The following is a 17,028-nucleotide window of genomic DNA, read 5'->3' on the forward strand; positions in this document are numbered from 1 at the left end:
TCAAATTTGCGCACGTCTCTAAATCTAAGGCGTTGAGGAAGGCCTCAATAGTTTTCTTATACCCATAAATAATCTTCTTTCTTCCTGAAAGGCAAAAGACTTTTTAGCCTAATTCTTGTTCACAGGTAGTCAAACAATAATAACAAGATGCATTTCGCATCAATGTGGTGCCTGTGCGTGCCAAAAAAGGGCGTGTTTGTTAGCGCTAGCCCGTCATAAAAGCAATGTTTAAGCACGAATAGGAACACACATGAAAAAGAACAAACTTCACACTGCAATCACACATACTCTCACTACACTTTCCTTGCTGAGCTTGCCCTGTATAGGTATCGCTCAGGAAACACCAGAAACCGCGGAAGAGACCGCTGAATCGACTAACCTTGAGCGCATTGCTGTAGTCGGTGCACGCGGCGCCCCTCGCTCTGTCACGAGTTCCCCCGTGCCAGTAGACGTGTTAACCGCCGAAGATATGCAGTCGGTAGGGTTCACAGACATGAACAATGTACTGATGACGCTAGTTCCTTCTTACTCCCTTGCGCGCCAGCCAATTTCTGATGGCGGTACGTTTGTAAGGCCAGCAACCTTGCGAGGATTACCGACAGACAAAACACTTGTCTTGGTAAACTCGAAAAGGCGTCATCGCGCAGCCCTAGTTCAAATTGGAGGCTCTGGTACGCAAGGACCTGACATTGCGACAATTCCTACAGCCGCTATCGACAGTGTTGAAGTGTTACGCGATGGTGCTGCTGCCCAGTATGGTTCAGATGCTATTGCTGGTGTAATCAACTTCCAGTTAAAGAACAACAGTGAAGGCGGTTCGATAACAGCCGATTATGGGACGTTTTACGAAGGTGATGGCGACCAGCTAACCGTTACTGCAAACAAAGGCTTTGCATTAGGCACTGATGGCTTTCTCAGCGTATCCGCAGAGTATGCAGATAGCGAAGCCACTTTTAGGGGGGAGCAGTATTGTGAAAGCTGGTTCTGTGTGGACGAACAATCTGAAGAATTTATCGCGGCGGCAGAAACTATGGCAAACGAAATACATGGTTCTGACCAAGTTCAGCCATGGGGTCAGCCGAATTCGAGTGGTACAAGAGTTTTTGTAAATTCGGGGTACACACTAAACGCTGAGGCTGAGCTCTACGCATTTGCCAATTACTCTGAAAGTGAGGGTGACGGCTCTTTTTTCTATCGCTACCCCGGCAATGGCACCATTGAAGATATACGCCTTGAAGACGGTTCGATATACAACCCAATATCAGCCTTTCCAGGTGGTTTTACGCCACGTTTTTTTGGCGACGTAACTGACTATTCCTTTGTTGGCGGTATTAAAGGCATTGTCGGCGACTTTGGTTATGACATAAGTGGCCGATATGGCTCTAACGAAATTTCATATACCTTAAAAAATACCATCAACCCTTCAATGGGCAACCTGTCTCCAACTGAGTTCAACCCCGGCGATTTGACCAATGAAGAAGCCCAGTTTCAGGCAGATTTCACCTACGATCTGTCCTCCTATGTTCTAGCTTTTGGCGTAAGCTATCTCGATGAAAGTTATGAAATTAAAGAGGGCGAATTAGATTCGTACTTTGCAGGACCTTATGCAACATCAGATCCTTGGATGTTTTGTAACGATGATTTCACAGCCACAGATGCTGGTTTAGGGGTAATTGCAAACGGTTCATCGTTAAACTGTGCCAACTACACATCGGCTGACTCAGATGGTGATGGTATTGAAGATGATGGATTTGCTGGTGTCGATGCGGTGTATACCGTCGTGGGTGTTGGCTCAAATGGATTCCCAGGATATTCGCCCGAATTTTCTGATACTTATTCACGTGACTCATACGCTATTTACGGTGATGTATCGGGTGACATCACTGATAACATTTTTGCTCAAGGTGCTATTCGTTATGAAGACTACTCTGATTTTGGCTCTGAACTTGTCTATAAAATAGCGGGTATTTATCAAATTACCGATGAAGTTGCCGTTCGTTCGTCATTCGGCACTGGGTTTAGGGCTCCGACACCTGGTCAGCAAGGAACAACAAACGTTTCAACACGACTCCCTAACGGCTTTCCAGTAGCTACAGGGCTCTTTCCAGCAGGCGGTGACGTAGCTCAAGCGCTCGGCGCTAACGAGCTAGAATCTGAAAAATCTACTAATTTCACCTTAGGTCTTACGGCTAATTATGGTGACATGACTCTCACCATTGACTATTACAACATCAAGCTAGAAGACCGCGTTAACGCTGTTTCTACCCGTGACGTATCAACGACAGAGGTCACAGACCCTAATGCGGCGGGTTATAGCGCCTATCAAAACTATCTTGCATTGTCTGGTGCTGGGGTCGTGGGTGCAGAATCAATTGGCGGTGTGTTTTTCTTTCAAAACGCTTTCGATACGGTCACTGAAGGTGTTGATGTTGTCGCTACTTATAACGTTGAGACAAGTTTCGGCGCGACTACCCTGACCGCTTCTGTCAACTACAACACCAATGAATTTGATTCTGACCCAAGCGAATTTTTTAACGCCGAGGATCAATTCGATTTTGAGAATGGTACGCCAGACGTACGAGGCGTTTTGTCAGCCATCCATCGATATGAAGACTGGATGCTGGTTGCTCGTTTGAATTACTTCAGCGGGTACGAAAACGCTAACAATAGCTCCCTTGCAACGATTCAAAGCTTTAGCTCTGAGTTCCTGTTCGACATGGAGGGAAGCTACAACATTAGTGAGAACTTAACCCTTTCAGTGGGTGTGAGAAACCTTTTCGACAACTATCCAGACAGAGGCACCATGGGCGAAACCTGTTGTGGTCGAATTTATCGCTCTGACTCAATTGTCGACTGGCAGGGTGGCTATTACTACACACGTTTAGCAGCAAGATTCTAGCCACTAAAAAGCACTGGTATTTCGCCAGTGCTTTTCGATTCAAAGGAAATTTATGTTTATCGATGCAATTGACGGAGTAAGAGTTAAATGGAAATAGCGCTGTTGTGGTTTGTGGTGACGCTTTGCATTACTGGTGCAATAGCTGGGATAACAGCAGGCCTGTTTGGCAATGGCGGTGGCTTTGTTGTAGTGCCTGCACTACTTGCTGTTTTTCCATTTTTTACACCGCCTTCAGATGCGCTCGTCAAAGTAGCAATCGGTACCTCTCTTGCCTCCATCGTCGTATCAAGTGCACGTTCAGTGATGGCCCATCGCGCAAAAGGCGCAGTCGATTTTGGCATACTACGCTCTTGGAGTATTTGGCTAATTTTGGGCGTCTGTGGCGGCATATTGATTGCGAATAACGCCAGCTCAAATGGGCTTACTGTTGTTTTCGCTGCTGGCGTGCTTTTGTACTCAGTCTACTTTCTGTTTCCTGAGTTCGTTGTGCGCCCCGGTTTGGTGTTTGATATGCCGACAGGGATTGGTAAAGCAATTCTCGCTTTCATTTTAGGAGGCTTCTCAGCTCTACTTGGTATTGGTGGGGGCACACCGACTGTTATCACGATGGTGATGTGTCAACGCTCTATACAACAAGCGGTTGCTACCGCTGCTGGAGTAGGCTTTTTGATTGGTCTTCCCGGTGCTATTGGTTTTCTTTTCATGAAACACCCTGAAACCGCGTCACTGCCCGTTGGCACCATTGGTTACATCAATATTCCTGCACTAATCGCAATTAGTATTGGCGCTATTTTTACTGCGCCAATTGGCGCAAAAATGGCTCATAACTTCAGTGAAAAAAAGCTCAAACGCCTATTCGGTGTTTATTTGGTCATTGTCTCAAGCGCCATGTTTTACAAGGCCATGTAGACACATAAAACAATGTAACAAAGGATAACTCTCATGACGTACAATCGCTCAAGACGTTTATTTTTAGGTGGGACCGTCGCTGCTACCGCCTTTGGCGCAAGTGGACTAGTAGGTACTTCCGTCGCAAATGCAACACCTCTTCCTAAGAACGTGATGTTTGGCCCGAAACCCGGCGTTGCTAAGCTCAATGCCAATGAGAATCCCTTTGGTCCAAGCCCCATGGCACTCAAAGCTATAGCAAAAGCGTCTGCAGAAGGTGGGGCGTATTATGCCTACCCTGCCGCAATAACGCTTCTCGACATGATTGCTGAACGCCATGGCATCACGCGGGCAAACATATCTCTAAGTGCAGGTTCAAGCCCTATATTGTCTTACGCAGCGCTTGCGGCGAGTAACAAAGGTAAAATTCTAGGGCCCGATCTTTTCTGGGACACCACGTCTAAAGCACCAGAAAAACAGGGGGCTCCGGAGATAGTTCGAGTGCCGAATACGCCAGATCTCGATATAGACTTAGACGCTATTCACGCCGCAATCGATGACTCCGTAGCCATGGTGCACATATGCAATCCAAATAATCCGACGGGCAAAATTCTCGAACCAGAGAAACTGCGCGATTTCTGTATCAAAGCGTCAAAGAAAGCTTTAGTCCTTGTCGATGAAGCCTACAACGAGCTGATCGATGAGCCGCCAAAACACTCTATGATCCCTCTCGTTAAAGCGGGGCACAATATTATCGTTGCTCGAACGTTCTCAAAAATCTATGGGCTTGCAGGTATGCGTGTGGGTTACCTAATTGCGTCTGAAGAAAATACGCAATGGATAAATCAATATGGCATGGGTGGCTACACATTAAATCAAGCAGGGCTAGCGGCGGCTATCGCAAGTTACAATGACGATGCTTTTATCACATTTTCGAAAGAGAAGATTTATGAAGCAAAATCTATGGTGATGGATGCAATTAAGGCAAATGGGTTAACGGCGCTCCCCTCTAGTACAAATTTTGTTTTTGTTAATCTAGGTGACGGTAACGCTGAGTATTTCAGGCAAGCCATGGCTGAAAGGGACGTACTAATAAGAGGAGTTTATCGCACTTATACTAACTGGTCTCGCGTGAGCATGGGTAAAATTGCAGATGTTCAGCGATACATTGATACCATGCCATATGCGCTGGAAAAAATGACCAAAATGCAGAACGTCTAATATATCTTACTGCCTCCAGATTATCCGTGCGGCCGTGTTGATTTATCAATAAGGCCGCAATGCTTTGTAATATCTAAACATAACGCCTCAATACCTTTATCTTTACATGACGTTATTGCCCGTGATTGCTTTTGTTTTCACTATTTTTCAATGGATATTTGCAGTAACGCCAAACTTGCACATACTTTACTACAATGACAACAATCACAATGTGATGTAAGGAGGTTGTGCATGTCCATTTCAGTTTTGGTTGCTGATGATTCAAAATTGTCTAGGCGAAGTGTAATTCGCTCACTTCCAGAAGACTTAGACTATGAAATTACAGAAGCAACCAATGGGCAAGAAGCGATTGATTCGCTCTCTCAACGAGGTTTTGAATTACTGTTGCTAGATTTAACGATGCCTGAAGTGGACGGCGTGGGAGTTCTTGAGCATTTAAAAGACAAAGAAAGCAAACCCAATGTGATTGTAATAAGCGCTGACTTTCAGCCAGAGAAACAAAAAATTGTAATGGCATTAGGCGCAAAACGTTTTCTGCGTAAGCCTCTTGATAAAGAAGAGTTAGCAATGACTCTTTTCGAACTGGGGTACCTATGAGTATTGTGTTGCCGTTAGACGAAGAACAAAGAGATGCGCTTCAGGAGCTCCTCAATATATCAATGGGACAAGCAGCAAATTCGCTTGCTCAGCTGATTGAAACGAAAATTGATATCTCTATACCGACTATTTCCGCTGTTACGCCAAATGAACTTTACGGCCTGTTATTTGAAACAACAGGTGCATTTTACACACGCCAATCATTTCTCGGAGACGTGCACGGCGAAGTAATGTCGGTGCTATCTCGGTCTGGTTTGTCTGAAGTTGCCGAATTAATGGATTATGATGAGCCTTTATCGAAGGAGGATGTTCAAGAGATTATCCTTGAACTGTGTAATATCCTCGCTGGCGCTTGTTTAGCTGGACTGTCGGAGCAACTTGAATTAACAACTAACCTCAATATGCCTACATTGTTTGTCCCCGACAAAACCAATTTTGACGAACTAAGATGGCAGCATAGCTTGGTGATGGAAGTACGGTTTGCCATCGCCATTTCGTCATTCAGTATGAGAGTCGTTTTTTGCTTAGATGATGAATCGCTGACTCGAATGAAAAATACGTTGGACGAGTTACTTGAATAATGTTTGAACAACTGGTAGGTAAATTACCTGTCGGGATAGCGGTGGTAAACGAAGACTTTCGTATTGTTTATTTAAACGAATTTTTCCTTGATCGCTTACCTCACGAATTGCGGAAAGACTACAAGGAAAAAGTGGTCACCGACTTGTTTCAAGGACAGGGAAAATTCTTAAAGAGACGGCTAAAGTCTGTTTTCGTTCTACAGCACCCTAGCTTTAGCTATTGGGAACAGCGTCCTCATATATTTCCCTTTAAGAGCTCTCGGCCCATTACTGGAGAAGAAACACAGATGTACCAGAATATGGAAATTCTGCCGATAAAAGACCCTTCCACAAATACACGTCTCGCCTGTATTTTTCTTCAAGATGTTACGGCTCAAGCCAGTTATTTTCGAACTCAACAAAAATTGTCAGAGGCATTGAAAAGAGAGCACGATGCTCAGAAAAAACTGATCAAAAAACTCGACACCGCACAAAGCCAATTAATACAGGCAGAGAAAATGGCATCAACAGGACAACTCGCTGCCGGCATTGCACATGAAATTAATAACCCCATCGGCTTTGTTAATGCGAACCTAGATACTTTGTCTCAATACGCGTCACACCTCGTTACGATCGCTGATGGCATGTACCAACATATTGATGAGTTTAGTCATGAGTTGAAAGAACAATTCACGTCGTTATACCGAGCAAATCATTATGAAATGGTAAAAGAAGATATTGAACAATTGATTGCTGAGTCTACAGATGGACTCATGCGCGTAAAAGAGATTGTGGAAAATCTCAAAAACTTCTCCATTGAATCTAAAGAGGGCGAACAGTCAATAGAGCTAAATACAGTATGTAAACAAATTGTCTCTTTGATTTCAGCCCAATACACCAAACCTAACTTTAAGGTAGACTGTGCTACTGAGAAAGTAGACATTATTGGTTTTCCTGGGCCAATAAAACAAGCCTTGATGAACATCGTACTCAATGCTGCACAGGCTGTTGAAATTGATGGATTTGTGAAAATTTCAATTACAGAAGATGCACAAAACGTAACGTTAAAAGTGCTCGATAGTGGTCATGGCATTAACCAAAAACACCTGAAACGCATTTTTGAGCCCTTTTTTACGACCAAGCCCGAGGGTCAAGGACAAGGGCTGGGTCTCTCTGTTGCTTATACCGCCGTAGAGCAACATAACGGTAAAATTAGTATCAATAGTAAGGAGGGTAAAGGTACGGTAGTCGAGCTCACCTTGCCCAAAGAGTCCCCAAAAGCAGAATAAATCTCATGTGTTCCTGTCTATTCGCTATTTCGTTAATGCAGAAAACTCATAAACGCCGCCGTTATTCTCATACCTAGTCAATTGTCCTTGCTCAACCAAATAATTTAGGTGCGACATACACTCTGCAACGGCAAAAACCATATTGCGGCTCGATAGCTTGCGTTTGAACATTACGGGTAAAAGCGCGACCAATGTTTGAGGCGTTTGGCAAGCATCTACTAACGCAGACAAGTGGTTGTTATGATGTTCGATTAACTCATCTACTCGCTGATGCAGCCCCACAAAAGGCAGTTTGTGTGCTGGCAAGACTCTTGTATCTGACGGAAGTGACTTAAATTGTGGCAATGTGGTCAGATAGTCGTTCAGCGTGCTCGCATCGGGCTCAGTAGAATATGCTCCTATATTGGGGGTGATTATAGGTAAGATATGGTCTCCCGATATGAGCACACGTTTTTTGCCGTTGTATAAACAAACGTGCTCTGGAGAATGCCCGCGCCCTACAATAACTTCCCATTCGTCCTGACCTAACGACAATGTCATTTTGTGCTTTAAGCGTGTGTAGCTTATAGGGATAGGAGATACAACACTGCTATACCCCTTATTTCCCCCTGCCGTTAACTGATCGATAAGTTCAGCCTCGAGCCCTGCTCGTTGATAATACTGAATATCTCTGTCTATTGATGCGCCATTTCGACCTGCACCGAATGCGCGTGCTGTAAAATACTCTGTTTGAGACATGTAAAATGGAACGTGAAATCGATCAGCAATCCAGCCTGCTAACCCGATGTGATCAGGATGAAGGTGAGTAACAATAACGCCACATATAGGGCCGTCAAGCTGCTCAAAAATCTCTTCCCAGAGTGCTTTCGTGCCGGAGGTGCCTAACCCAGTATCAACAACAACCCATCCACCTCCAGACCGGATCAGATAAAGGTTTATATGATCAAGCTCAAATGGAAGCGGCATAGTAAGCCATAGTACGCCATCTACAACTTCAACCAACTTGCCCGGCTTTACTTGTTCATCAAATAGGTATTCCATCGTGCTTATCCATTTAACTTATCTAAATCACCACTTATGTTTCTATCGTGACACTAGAATAAAAACAAACGTATCTGTCGAATAGAGATCTATAGGAGCGGGTGATGACAACAAAAGGTATACTGGGACAACAACTTATTCAACTCGCCAATCGTTACTTCACACAATATTGCTAGATATGAAAAAAGCATCATTAGAACAGGGGTTTATACTAAGCAAAGGCACATTTACTCGAGACGGTAAAGTGTTTGTAGAACTTTGGGTAAAAACCAATACGGGTTGTGCAAGACTGATTTCAGAGCCCCAGCAACCCACTTGCTTTATAAAAATGAAAGAGCAAGAGCGACTGCGTAATGCGTTAGGTAACTTGCGTGGAAACGTTTTGTTCTCTAATGATGATTTCTCAACGCTAGATCAAAAAAACGTTGTAACGATAAAAGTGCCTACAGAAAGTCATATGCGCAAGCTGCGCCAACTTGCACAGCAACAAGGCGTGACACTATATGAAGCAGATATACGTGTCGCTGACCGATACCTTATGGAGCGTTTTGTTTATGGTGCAATTGAGTTTCTTGTGCCGGACATTAGCACATCAAAAGACGGTAACCTGATTATAGAAAATGCGCAGATCAGGCCTTGTCAGTACCGACCAACATTTAGCACGCTAAGTATTGATATTGAATGCGATGAGAATGAATCTCTTTTTAGCGTAGCTTTGGCTGGCAATGATATCAGCGAAGTCATACTCGTACAGCCAGCTTCTTTAGCAAATAAAGTGGTACAAGACGACTCTAACTCTGCTTACACGCTGACAGTAGTAGACAATGAAAAAACGCTGCTTCATTTGTTTTTCGAGCGAATCTCATCTTACGACCCTGATGTTATCTTAGGCTGGAATGTCAAACAATTCGATATGGCTGTGATTGCCAGACGTGCTAGCTTCAACAACGTTAAATTCAGTATTGGGAGACATCAACGCGAAGCGCAGGTAAGGGAATGGGAAGATCAAACACTGGTGGATGTACCAGGCAGGTCAGTGATAGATGGGATTGAATCGCTCAAAACCATGACATACCAATTTGAGTCCTTTTCTTTGGACTATGTATCTGAATCTCTATTGGGTGAAAACAAGCTCATTCAGGACTCAAACAAACTCGATGCGATAAAGCACCTGTATTACAACGATCCGATTTCGTTAGCTAACTACAATTATAAAGACACGGTCTTAGTTAATGAGATTCAAGAAAAGACACAGTTCTTAGACTTTCTTGCATTGCGCGGCACATTAACTGGGCTAGATTTAAGTCGTCCGGGCGGTTCTGTCGCCGCGTTTTTAAATGTTTATCTCCCTAAACTACATCGCAATGGTTATGTCGCCGGAGTTAGGCCTGAAAATGGCGGCCTTGCAAGCCCAGGCGGTTACGTAATGCATTCAAAGCCCGGTTTATACAAAGACGTGCTAGTACTCGACTTTAAGAGCCTGTACCCCTCGATAATACGCACGTTTAAAATAGATCCAATGGGATTAGCTGAAGGGCTCAAGTCACCTGACACAGCTATTGAAGGTTTTAAAGGCGCTGTCTTCAGCCGAGATAGCCATTTTCTGCCAGACATAATTGAAAACCTCTGGTTGCAGCGCGATGAAGCCAAAAGACAACATGATGCACCGCGCTCTCAAGCAATTAAGATCCTGATGAACTCATTTTATGGCGTGTTAGGTAGCGGTGGATGCCCATTTTACGATCCTAGGCTTGCAAGCTCTATTACCCTGCGTGGCCACGAAATTATGCAAACTACTGCACGCTGGATAGAAGAACTTGGATATACCGTTATCTACGGTGATACAGATTCAACCTTTGTACATGTTGAAGGAAATAATGCTTTTGGAACGCCGAAAAAGACAGGAAAGAAGCTGGCAGACATAATCAATACAAAGTGGCATGAGCTTTTACAATCGCAATTTAATATTACGTGTCATTTAGAGATTGAATTTGAGTCGCATTTTACAACCTTCTTTATGCCGACAATTCGTGGGTCATCTCAAGGCAGTAAGAAACGCTATGCTGGCCTAAAAAGTGAAGTGAAAGAAGGGAAGGAAACAAGCACACTTATTTTTAAGGGGCTGGAAAATGTTCGTTCTGATTGGACTGAACTTGCGAAACAGTTTCAATACACACTTTATCAAAAGGTATTTAATAACGAGCCTTTTAAAGAGTACATCAAGGGTACATTGGTTGATATCAGGCAGGGCAAATTAGATGACCAGCTAATTTACAAAAAGCGACTGAGAAAGCCGTTAACATCGTATACCAAGTCTATTCCACCTCATGTTAAAGCGGCAAGATTGGCCGACGCTTTGTATGAAGAGCGCGGTGAGCCTCTGCGATATCAGACCAAGACCGTAATACCCTATGTGATTACCGTTAAAGGCCCGCAGACCACAGACACGGCAACCGCTATACTCGATTACGAACATTATATAGAGAAGCAAATCAAACCAATCGCGGACAGTATTTTGCCAATGGTCGGATCGAACTTCGAACAATTGACGAACCAGCAGTTGAATTTGTTTTAGTGCCTTATCTTAAAACAAAAAACCCAGCTTTCGCTGGGTTCTTTGTTTTAGAATTAGGACCTGGCAGTGTCCTACTCTCACATGGGGAAGCCCCACACTACCATCGGCGCTAATACGTTTCACTTCTGAGTTCGGAATGGAGTCAGGTGGTACCGTATCGCTATGGCTGCCAGGAAAAACTGGTTTGCAGCTAGTTTACTGCGCAAAGTTGAATACTCTCAACTTCGCTGAATTCTTTTAGCTTTTGTACATTAAAATACAGTGGCTTCTACATAAAGCAAAAAACCCGCTGTAAGGCGGGTTTCTTTAATTAGGACCTGGCAGTGTCCTACTCTCACATGGGGAAGCCCCACACTACCATCGGCGCTAATACGTTTCACTTCTGAGTTCGGAATGGAGTCAGGTGGTACCGTATCGCTATGGCTGCCAGGAAAAACTGGTAACAATTTGGGAAAGATAATATTAATTCAATCAGTGAGTAACTACTTTTCACTCTACTTGCTTACTTTAGCTTGTCTACAACACTCAAAAGCCTAAAGCTTTTTGGGCGTTGTATGGTTAAGCCTCTCGGGCAATTAGTACAGGTTAGCTTAACGCCTTACAACGCTTCCACACCCTGCCTATCAACGTCATCGTCTATAACAACCCTTCCAGAACTTAAAGTTCAGGGATGACTCATCTTTGGGCTGGCTTCCCGCTTAGATGCTTTCAGCGGTTATCCGTTCCGAACATAGCTACCGGGCAATGCCATTGGCATGACAACCCGAACACCAGCGGTTCGTCCACTCCGGTCCTCTCGTACTAGGAGCAGCTCCCATCAATCATCCAACGCCCACACCAGATAGGGACCGAACTGTCTCACGACGTTCTAAACCCAGCTCGCGTACCACTTTAAATGGCGAACAGCCATACCCTTGGGACCGACTTCAGCCCCAGGATGTGATGAGCCGACATCGAGGTGCCAAACACCGCCGTCGATATGAACTCTTGGGCGGTATCAGCCTGTTATCCCCGGAGTACCTTTTATCCGTTGAGCGATGGCCCTTCCATACAGAACCACCGGATCACTATGACCTACTTTCGTACCTGCTCGACGTGTCTGTCTCGCAGTTAAGCTAGCTTATGCCATTGCACTAACCTCACGATGTCCGACCGTGATTAGCTAACCTTCGTGCTCCTCCGTTACTATTTGGGAGGAGACCGCCCCAGTCAAACTACCCACCAGACACTGTCCACAATCCCGATTAGGGACCTATGTTAGAACATCAAACATACAAGGGTGGTATTTCAAGGACGGCTCCACACAATCTAGCGACTGTGCTTCAAAGCCTCCCACCTATCCTACACATGTAGGTTCAATGTTCAGTGCCAAGCTGTAGTAAAGGTTCACGGGGTCTTTCCGTCTAGGTGCGGGTACACAGCATCTTCACTGCGATTTCAATTTCACTGAGTCTCGGGTGGAGACAGCGTGGCCATGGTTACACCATTCGTGCAGGTCGGAACTTACCCGACAAGGAATTTCGCTACCTTAGGACCGTTATAGTTACGGCCGCCGTTTACCGGGGCTTCGATCAAGAGCTTCGTACGAAAACTAACCCCATCAATTAACCTTCCGGCACCGGGCAGGTGTCACACCCTATACGTCCTCTTACGAGTTTGCAGAGTGCTGTGTTTTTAATAAACAGTCCCAGCCACCTGGTCACTGCGGCCCCCATCTGCTTACCACGTAAAGTGTTCACAAACAGGGGCGTACCTTCTCCCGAAGTTACGGTACAATTTTGCCGAGTTCCTTCACCCGAGTTCTCTCAAGCGCCTTAGTATTCTCTACCTGACCACCTGTGTCGGTTTGGGGTACGGTTCATATAATCATAAGTTTAGAAGCTTTTCCTGGAAGCAGGGCATCAACAACTTCACCACCTTAGTGGCTCGTCTCGCGTCTCAGCTTTAAGAACCCGGATTTACCTAAGTTCTCGGCCTACTCGCTTTCACTTGGACAACCAACGCCAAGCTTGCCTAGCCTTCTCCGTCCCTCCATCACTGATTATATAAGTACGGGAATATTAACCCGTTTCCCATCGACTACGCATTTCTGCCTCGCCTTAGGGGCCGACTTACCCTGCCCTGATTAGCATGGGACAGGAAACCTTGGTCTTCCGGCGTGGGAGTTTTTCACTCCCATTATCGTTACTCATGTCAGCATTCGCACTTGTGATATGTCCAGCAAGCTTTACAACTCACCTTCATCCACTTACACAACGCTCCCCTACCCAGCAAGTAAACTTGCTGCCGCAGCTTCGGTATATTGCTTAGCCCCGTTACATCTTCCGCGCAGGCCGACTCGACTAGTGAGCTATTACGCTTTCTTTAAAGGGTGGCTGCTTCTAAGCCAACCTCCTAGCTGTCTATGCCTTCCCACATCGTTTCCCACTTAGCAATATTTTGGGACCTTAGCTGGCGGTCTGGGTTGTTTCCCTCTCCACGACGGACGTTAGCACCCGCCGTGTGTCTCCCGGATAGTTCTCATTGGTATTCGGAGTTTGCAAAGGGTTGGTAAGTCGGGATGACCCCCTAGCCTTAACAGTGCTCTACCCCCAATGGAATTCGTCCGAGGCTCTACCTAAATAGATTTCGGGGAGAACCAGCTATCTCCCGGTTTGATTGGCCTTTCACCCCCAGCCACAGGTCATCCCCTAACTTTTCAACGTTAGTGGGTTCGGTCCTCCAGTTGATGTTACTCAACCTTCAACCTGCCCATGGCTAGATCACCGGGTTTCGGGTCTATACCTAGCAACTAAACGCGCAGTTAACACTCGCTTTCGCTACGGCTCCGTTATTCACTTAACCTTGCTACTAAATATAAGTCGCTGACCCATTATACAAAAGGTACGCAGTCACCCCACGAAGGTGCTCCCACTGCTTGTACGTATACGGTTTCAGGTTCTATTTCACTCCCCTCACAGGGGTTCTTTTCGCCTTTCCCTCACGGTACTGGTTCACTATCGGTCAGTTAGGAGTATTTAGCCTTGGAGGATGGTCCCCCCATATTCAGTCAAGATAACACGTGTCCCGACCTACTCGATTTCACTATAAAGAACTCGTCGTGTACGGGGCTATCACCCTGTATCGCTCCTCTTCCCAAAGGATTCCACTAAATTCTAAACAGCTTAAGGGCTGCTCCCCGTTCGCTCGCCGCTACTAGGGGAATCTCGGTTGATTTCTTTTCCTAAGGGTACTTAGATGTTTCAGTTCCCCTCGTTCGCCTCGTTACACTATGTATTCATGTAACGATACCTATAAATAGGTGGGTTTCCCCATTCGGACATCTGTGGCTCAAATGCATTTTGTCGGCTCACCACAGCTTTTCGCAGACTTACACGTCCTTCATCGCCTCTAACTGCCAAGGCATCCACCGTATACGCTTCGTCACTTAACCATACAACCCCAAACAGCCTTTTGACTTCTGTCTAAGTTATGTCGCATGAATGACAAGCTAATCGGAAGAATTGCCTTGCTATCGTCTTGTCAATCGGGCTTGCCGATTGACACGCTTTTCAACGCTTTTAGATAACAAGCAATTCAGTCAAGTAGAGTAAAAAGTCATCTTTCGATTTCTCAGTTACTCAATTTTGATTGATTACTATTAATATCAGCTTTCCAAATTGTTAAAGAACATTCGTAAAATGACGAATCATTTCACTTTAGAGTAAAAAACCCTAATCAATGCTTACTGAAACAGTAAATATTCATTAGGATTTAAATTCCGTTTTGACACATTTTTGCCATCTATTTCTTGCTTAGACAAGGCATCGGATTGCGTAGCGTGCTAGTAGCACGTGAGCGATACGATAACGCAGTATAAGTAAGAAATGGTAGGCTTGGGCAGACTTGAACTGCCGACCTCACCCTTATCAGGGGTGCGCTCTAACCAGCTGAGCTACAAGCCTTCAGTTTTGTTCGCCTAAGCGACCAACTCTTTACTTTAGCGAGTAGATAAATAACAAGTCGATTTTACATCGACGATAAGTTATTTATCACGACCACTTACAAAGTAAGTGTTTGTGGTAAAGAATGGTGGAGCTAAGCAGGATCGAACTGCTGACCTCCTGAATGCAAATCAGGCGCTCTCCCAGCTGAGCTATAGCCCCATAAACTTGTGTCGTTCTTCATTTTAAACAAGACTATCTGTGTAGGCACTGCATCAAGGCGTCTATCGACGTAATGGTAAGGAGGTGATCCAACCCCAGGTTCCCCTAGGGTTACCTTGTTACGACTTCACCCCAGTCATGAAACACAAAGTGGTAATCGTCCTCCCGAAGGTTAGACTAACTACTTCTTTTGCATCCCACTCCCATGGTGTGACGGGCGGTGTGTACAAGGCCCGGGAACGTATTCACCGCAGTATTCTGACCTGCGATTACTAGCGATTCCGACTTCATGGAGTCGAGTTGCAGACTCCAATCCGGACTACGACATTCTTTAAGGGGTCCGCTCCACATCACTGTCTCGCTTCCCTCTGTAAATGCCATTGTAGCACGTGTGTAGCCCTACACGTAAGGGCCATGATGACTTGACGTCGTCCCCACCTTCCTCCGGTTTGTCACCAGCAGTCTCCTTAGAGTGCCCAACTTAATGCTGGCAACTAAGGACAAGGGTTGCGCTCGTTGCGGGACTTAACCCAACATCTCACGACACGAGCTGACGACAGCCATGCAGCACCTGTGTCAGAGTTCCCGAAGGCACCAATCTATCTCTAGAAAGTTCTCTGCATGTCAAGTGTAGGTAAGGTTCTTCGCGTTGCATCGAATTAAACCACATGCTCCACCGCTTGTGCGGGCCCCCGTCAATTCATTTGAGTTTTAACCTTGCGGCCGTACTCCCCAGGCGGTCTACTTAGCGCGTTAGCTTCGCTACTCACGATTTAAAATCACAAACAGCTAGTAGACAGCGTTTACGGTGTGGACTACCAGGGTATCTAATCCTGTTCGCTACCCACACTTTCGCACATGAGCGTCAGTCTTTGGCCAGGGAGTCGCCTTCGCCACTGATGTTCCTCCAGATATCTACGCATTTCACCGCTACACCTGGAATTCCACTCCCCTCTCCAAGACTCTAGTCTGCCAGTTCTAAATGACCATCCCAGGTTGAGCCCGGGGCTTTCACATCTAGCTTAACAAACCGCCTGCGTGCGCTTTACGCCCAGTAATTCCGATTAACGCTCGCACCCTCCGTATTACCGCGGCTGCTGGCACGGAGTTAGCTGGTGCTTCTTCTGTTGTTAACGTCACGGCTAGCAGGTATTAACTACTAACTTTTCCTCACAACTGAAAGTGCTTTACAACCCGAAGGCCTTCTTCACACACGCGGCATGGCTGCATCAGGGTTTCCCCCATTGTGCAATATTCCCCACTGCTGCCTCCCGTAGGAGTCTGGGCCGTGTCTCAGTCCCAGTGTGGCTGATCTTCCTCTCAGAACAGCTAGAGATCGTCGCCTTGGTAAGCCTTTACCTTACCAACTAGCTAATCTCACTTGGGCCTCTCTTTGCGCCGGAGCCTAAGCCCCGTTTGGTCCGAAGACATTATGCGGTATTAGCAGTCGTTTCCAACTGTTATCCCCCTCGCAAAGGCAAGTTCCCAAGCATTACTCACCCGTCCGCCACTCGTCAGCGATGTGCAAGCACATCCTGTTACCGTTCGACTTGCATGTGTTAGGCCTGCCGCCAGCGTTCAATCTGAGCCATGATCAAACTCTTCAATTAAATATATCGAAATATGAATCGTCGTTGCGACACTCTTAACGAGTGCCCACACAGATTGTCTTGTCTAAATTTTTAAAGAACATTTCGCAAAACTCTTTCATTTTTTGCGAAGCACCTCTCTCGAAGTGGAAGCGCATTTTACATCGTTTAATTTTGATGTCAACCTTGTTTTTAAACTTTTTATTTGCTTGAAAACTTGGTTT

At 45.5% G+C, this 17,028-nt stretch carries 8 protein-coding genes, 2 tRNA genes and 4 rRNA genes; 7 read left to right on the plus strand and 7 right to left on the minus strand.

Annotated elements, in window-relative coordinates; translation table 11 throughout:
* The first annotated feature begins 250 nt into the window (after nucleotides 1–250).
* From V6N89_RS17645 to V6N89_RS17670, 6 genes are all read left to right on the plus strand, one after another.
* Nucleotides 251–2,899 carry a TonB-dependent receptor plug domain-containing protein gene (locus tag V6N89_RS17645; RefSeq protein ID WP_346993041.1) on the plus strand — a complete coding sequence of 883 codons (2,649 nt, stop codon included), beginning with the start codon at nucleotides 251–253 and terminating at the stop codon, nucleotides 2,897–2,899.
* 87 nt (nucleotides 2,900–2,986) lie between these two features.
* Nucleotides 2,987–3,808 carry a sulfite exporter TauE/SafE family protein gene (locus tag V6N89_RS17650; protein WP_338518723.1) on the plus strand — a complete coding sequence of 274 codons (822 nt, stop codon included), beginning with the start codon at nucleotides 2,987–2,989 and terminating at the stop codon, nucleotides 3,806–3,808.
* A 33-nt stretch (nucleotides 3,809–3,841) separates the two neighbouring features.
* Nucleotides 3,842–5,008: a pyridoxal phosphate-dependent aminotransferase gene (locus tag V6N89_RS17655; RefSeq protein WP_346993042.1), complete on the plus strand. Its 1,167-nt coding sequence runs from the start codon at nucleotides 3,842–3,844 to the stop codon at nucleotides 5,006–5,008.
* A gap of 231 nt (nucleotides 5,009–5,239) precedes the next feature.
* Nucleotides 5,240–5,605 (plus strand): response regulator, encoded by a 366-nt coding sequence (locus V6N89_RS17660; RefSeq protein ID WP_338518725.1) that lies wholly within the window; start codon nucleotides 5,240–5,242, stop codon nucleotides 5,603–5,605.
* Nucleotides 5,602–6,186: a chemotaxis protein CheX gene (locus V6N89_RS17665; protein WP_338518726.1), complete on the plus strand. Its 585-nt coding sequence runs from the start codon at nucleotides 5,602–5,604 to the stop codon at nucleotides 6,184–6,186. The genes V6N89_RS17660 and V6N89_RS17665 overlap by 4 nt, the downstream gene beginning before the upstream one ends.
* Complete coding sequence (locus tag V6N89_RS17670; protein WP_346993043.1) at nucleotides 6,186–7,454, plus strand: ATP-binding protein; 1,269 nt, start codon at nucleotides 6,186–6,188, stop codon at nucleotides 7,452–7,454. The genes V6N89_RS17665 and V6N89_RS17670 overlap by 1 nt, the downstream gene beginning before the upstream one ends.
* A 24-nt stretch (nucleotides 7,455–7,478) precedes the next feature.
* Here the strand turns inward: V6N89_RS17670 and V6N89_RS17675 are convergent, their stop codons facing one another.
* Complete coding sequence (locus tag V6N89_RS17675; protein WP_338518729.1) at nucleotides 7,479–8,495, minus strand: MBL fold metallo-hydrolase; 1,017 nt, start codon at nucleotides 8,493–8,495, stop codon at nucleotides 7,479–7,481.
* Nucleotides 8,496–8,673: 178 nt separating this feature from the next.
* On the opposite strand from V6N89_RS17675, the gene V6N89_RS17680 reads away from it, so the two are divergent.
* Nucleotides 8,674–11,070: a DNA polymerase II gene (locus tag V6N89_RS17680; protein ID WP_338518730.1), complete on the plus strand. Its 2,397-nt coding sequence runs from the start codon at nucleotides 8,674–8,676 to the stop codon at nucleotides 11,068–11,070.
* Nucleotides 11,071–11,128: 58 nt separating this feature from the next.
* On the opposite strand, the gene rrf (V6N89_RS17685) is transcribed toward V6N89_RS17680, so the two are convergent.
* The 6 genes from rrf (V6N89_RS17685) to V6N89_RS17710 all read right to left on the minus strand — a co-directional run bounded on the left by rrf (V6N89_RS17685) (nucleotide 11,129) and on the right by V6N89_RS17710 (nucleotide 16,825).
* A 5S ribosomal RNA gene (gene rrf / locus V6N89_RS17685) occupies nucleotides 11,129–11,244 on the minus strand.
* A gap of 141 nt (nucleotides 11,245–11,385) precedes the next feature.
* Nucleotides 11,386–11,501: ribosomal RNA gene (gene rrf, locus V6N89_RS17690) — 5S ribosomal RNA — on the minus strand.
* Nucleotides 11,502–11,624: 123 nt separating this feature from the next.
* Nucleotides 11,625–14,503: ribosomal RNA gene (locus V6N89_RS17695) — 23S ribosomal RNA — on the minus strand.
* A 434-nt stretch (nucleotides 14,504–14,937) separates the two neighbouring features.
* Nucleotides 14,938–15,014: transfer RNA gene (locus tag V6N89_RS17700), tRNA-Ile, on the minus strand.
* A 125-nt stretch (nucleotides 15,015–15,139) separates the two neighbouring features.
* Nucleotides 15,140–15,215: transfer RNA gene (locus V6N89_RS17705), tRNA-Ala, on the minus strand.
* A 77-nt stretch (nucleotides 15,216–15,292) separates the two neighbouring features.
* Nucleotides 15,293–16,825 (minus strand): 16S ribosomal RNA (locus tag V6N89_RS17710).
* Together the 16S, 23S and 5S rRNA genes with 2 tRNA genes alongside form the textbook arrangement of a ribosomal RNA operon.
* Between the last annotated feature and the right edge of the window lie 203 nt (nucleotides 16,826–17,028).

The organism is Alteromonas gracilis, from assembly GCF_036870955.2.
GTDB classification, from domain to species: Bacteria; Pseudomonadota; Gammaproteobacteria; order Enterobacterales; family Alteromonadaceae; genus Alteromonas; species Alteromonas gracilis_A.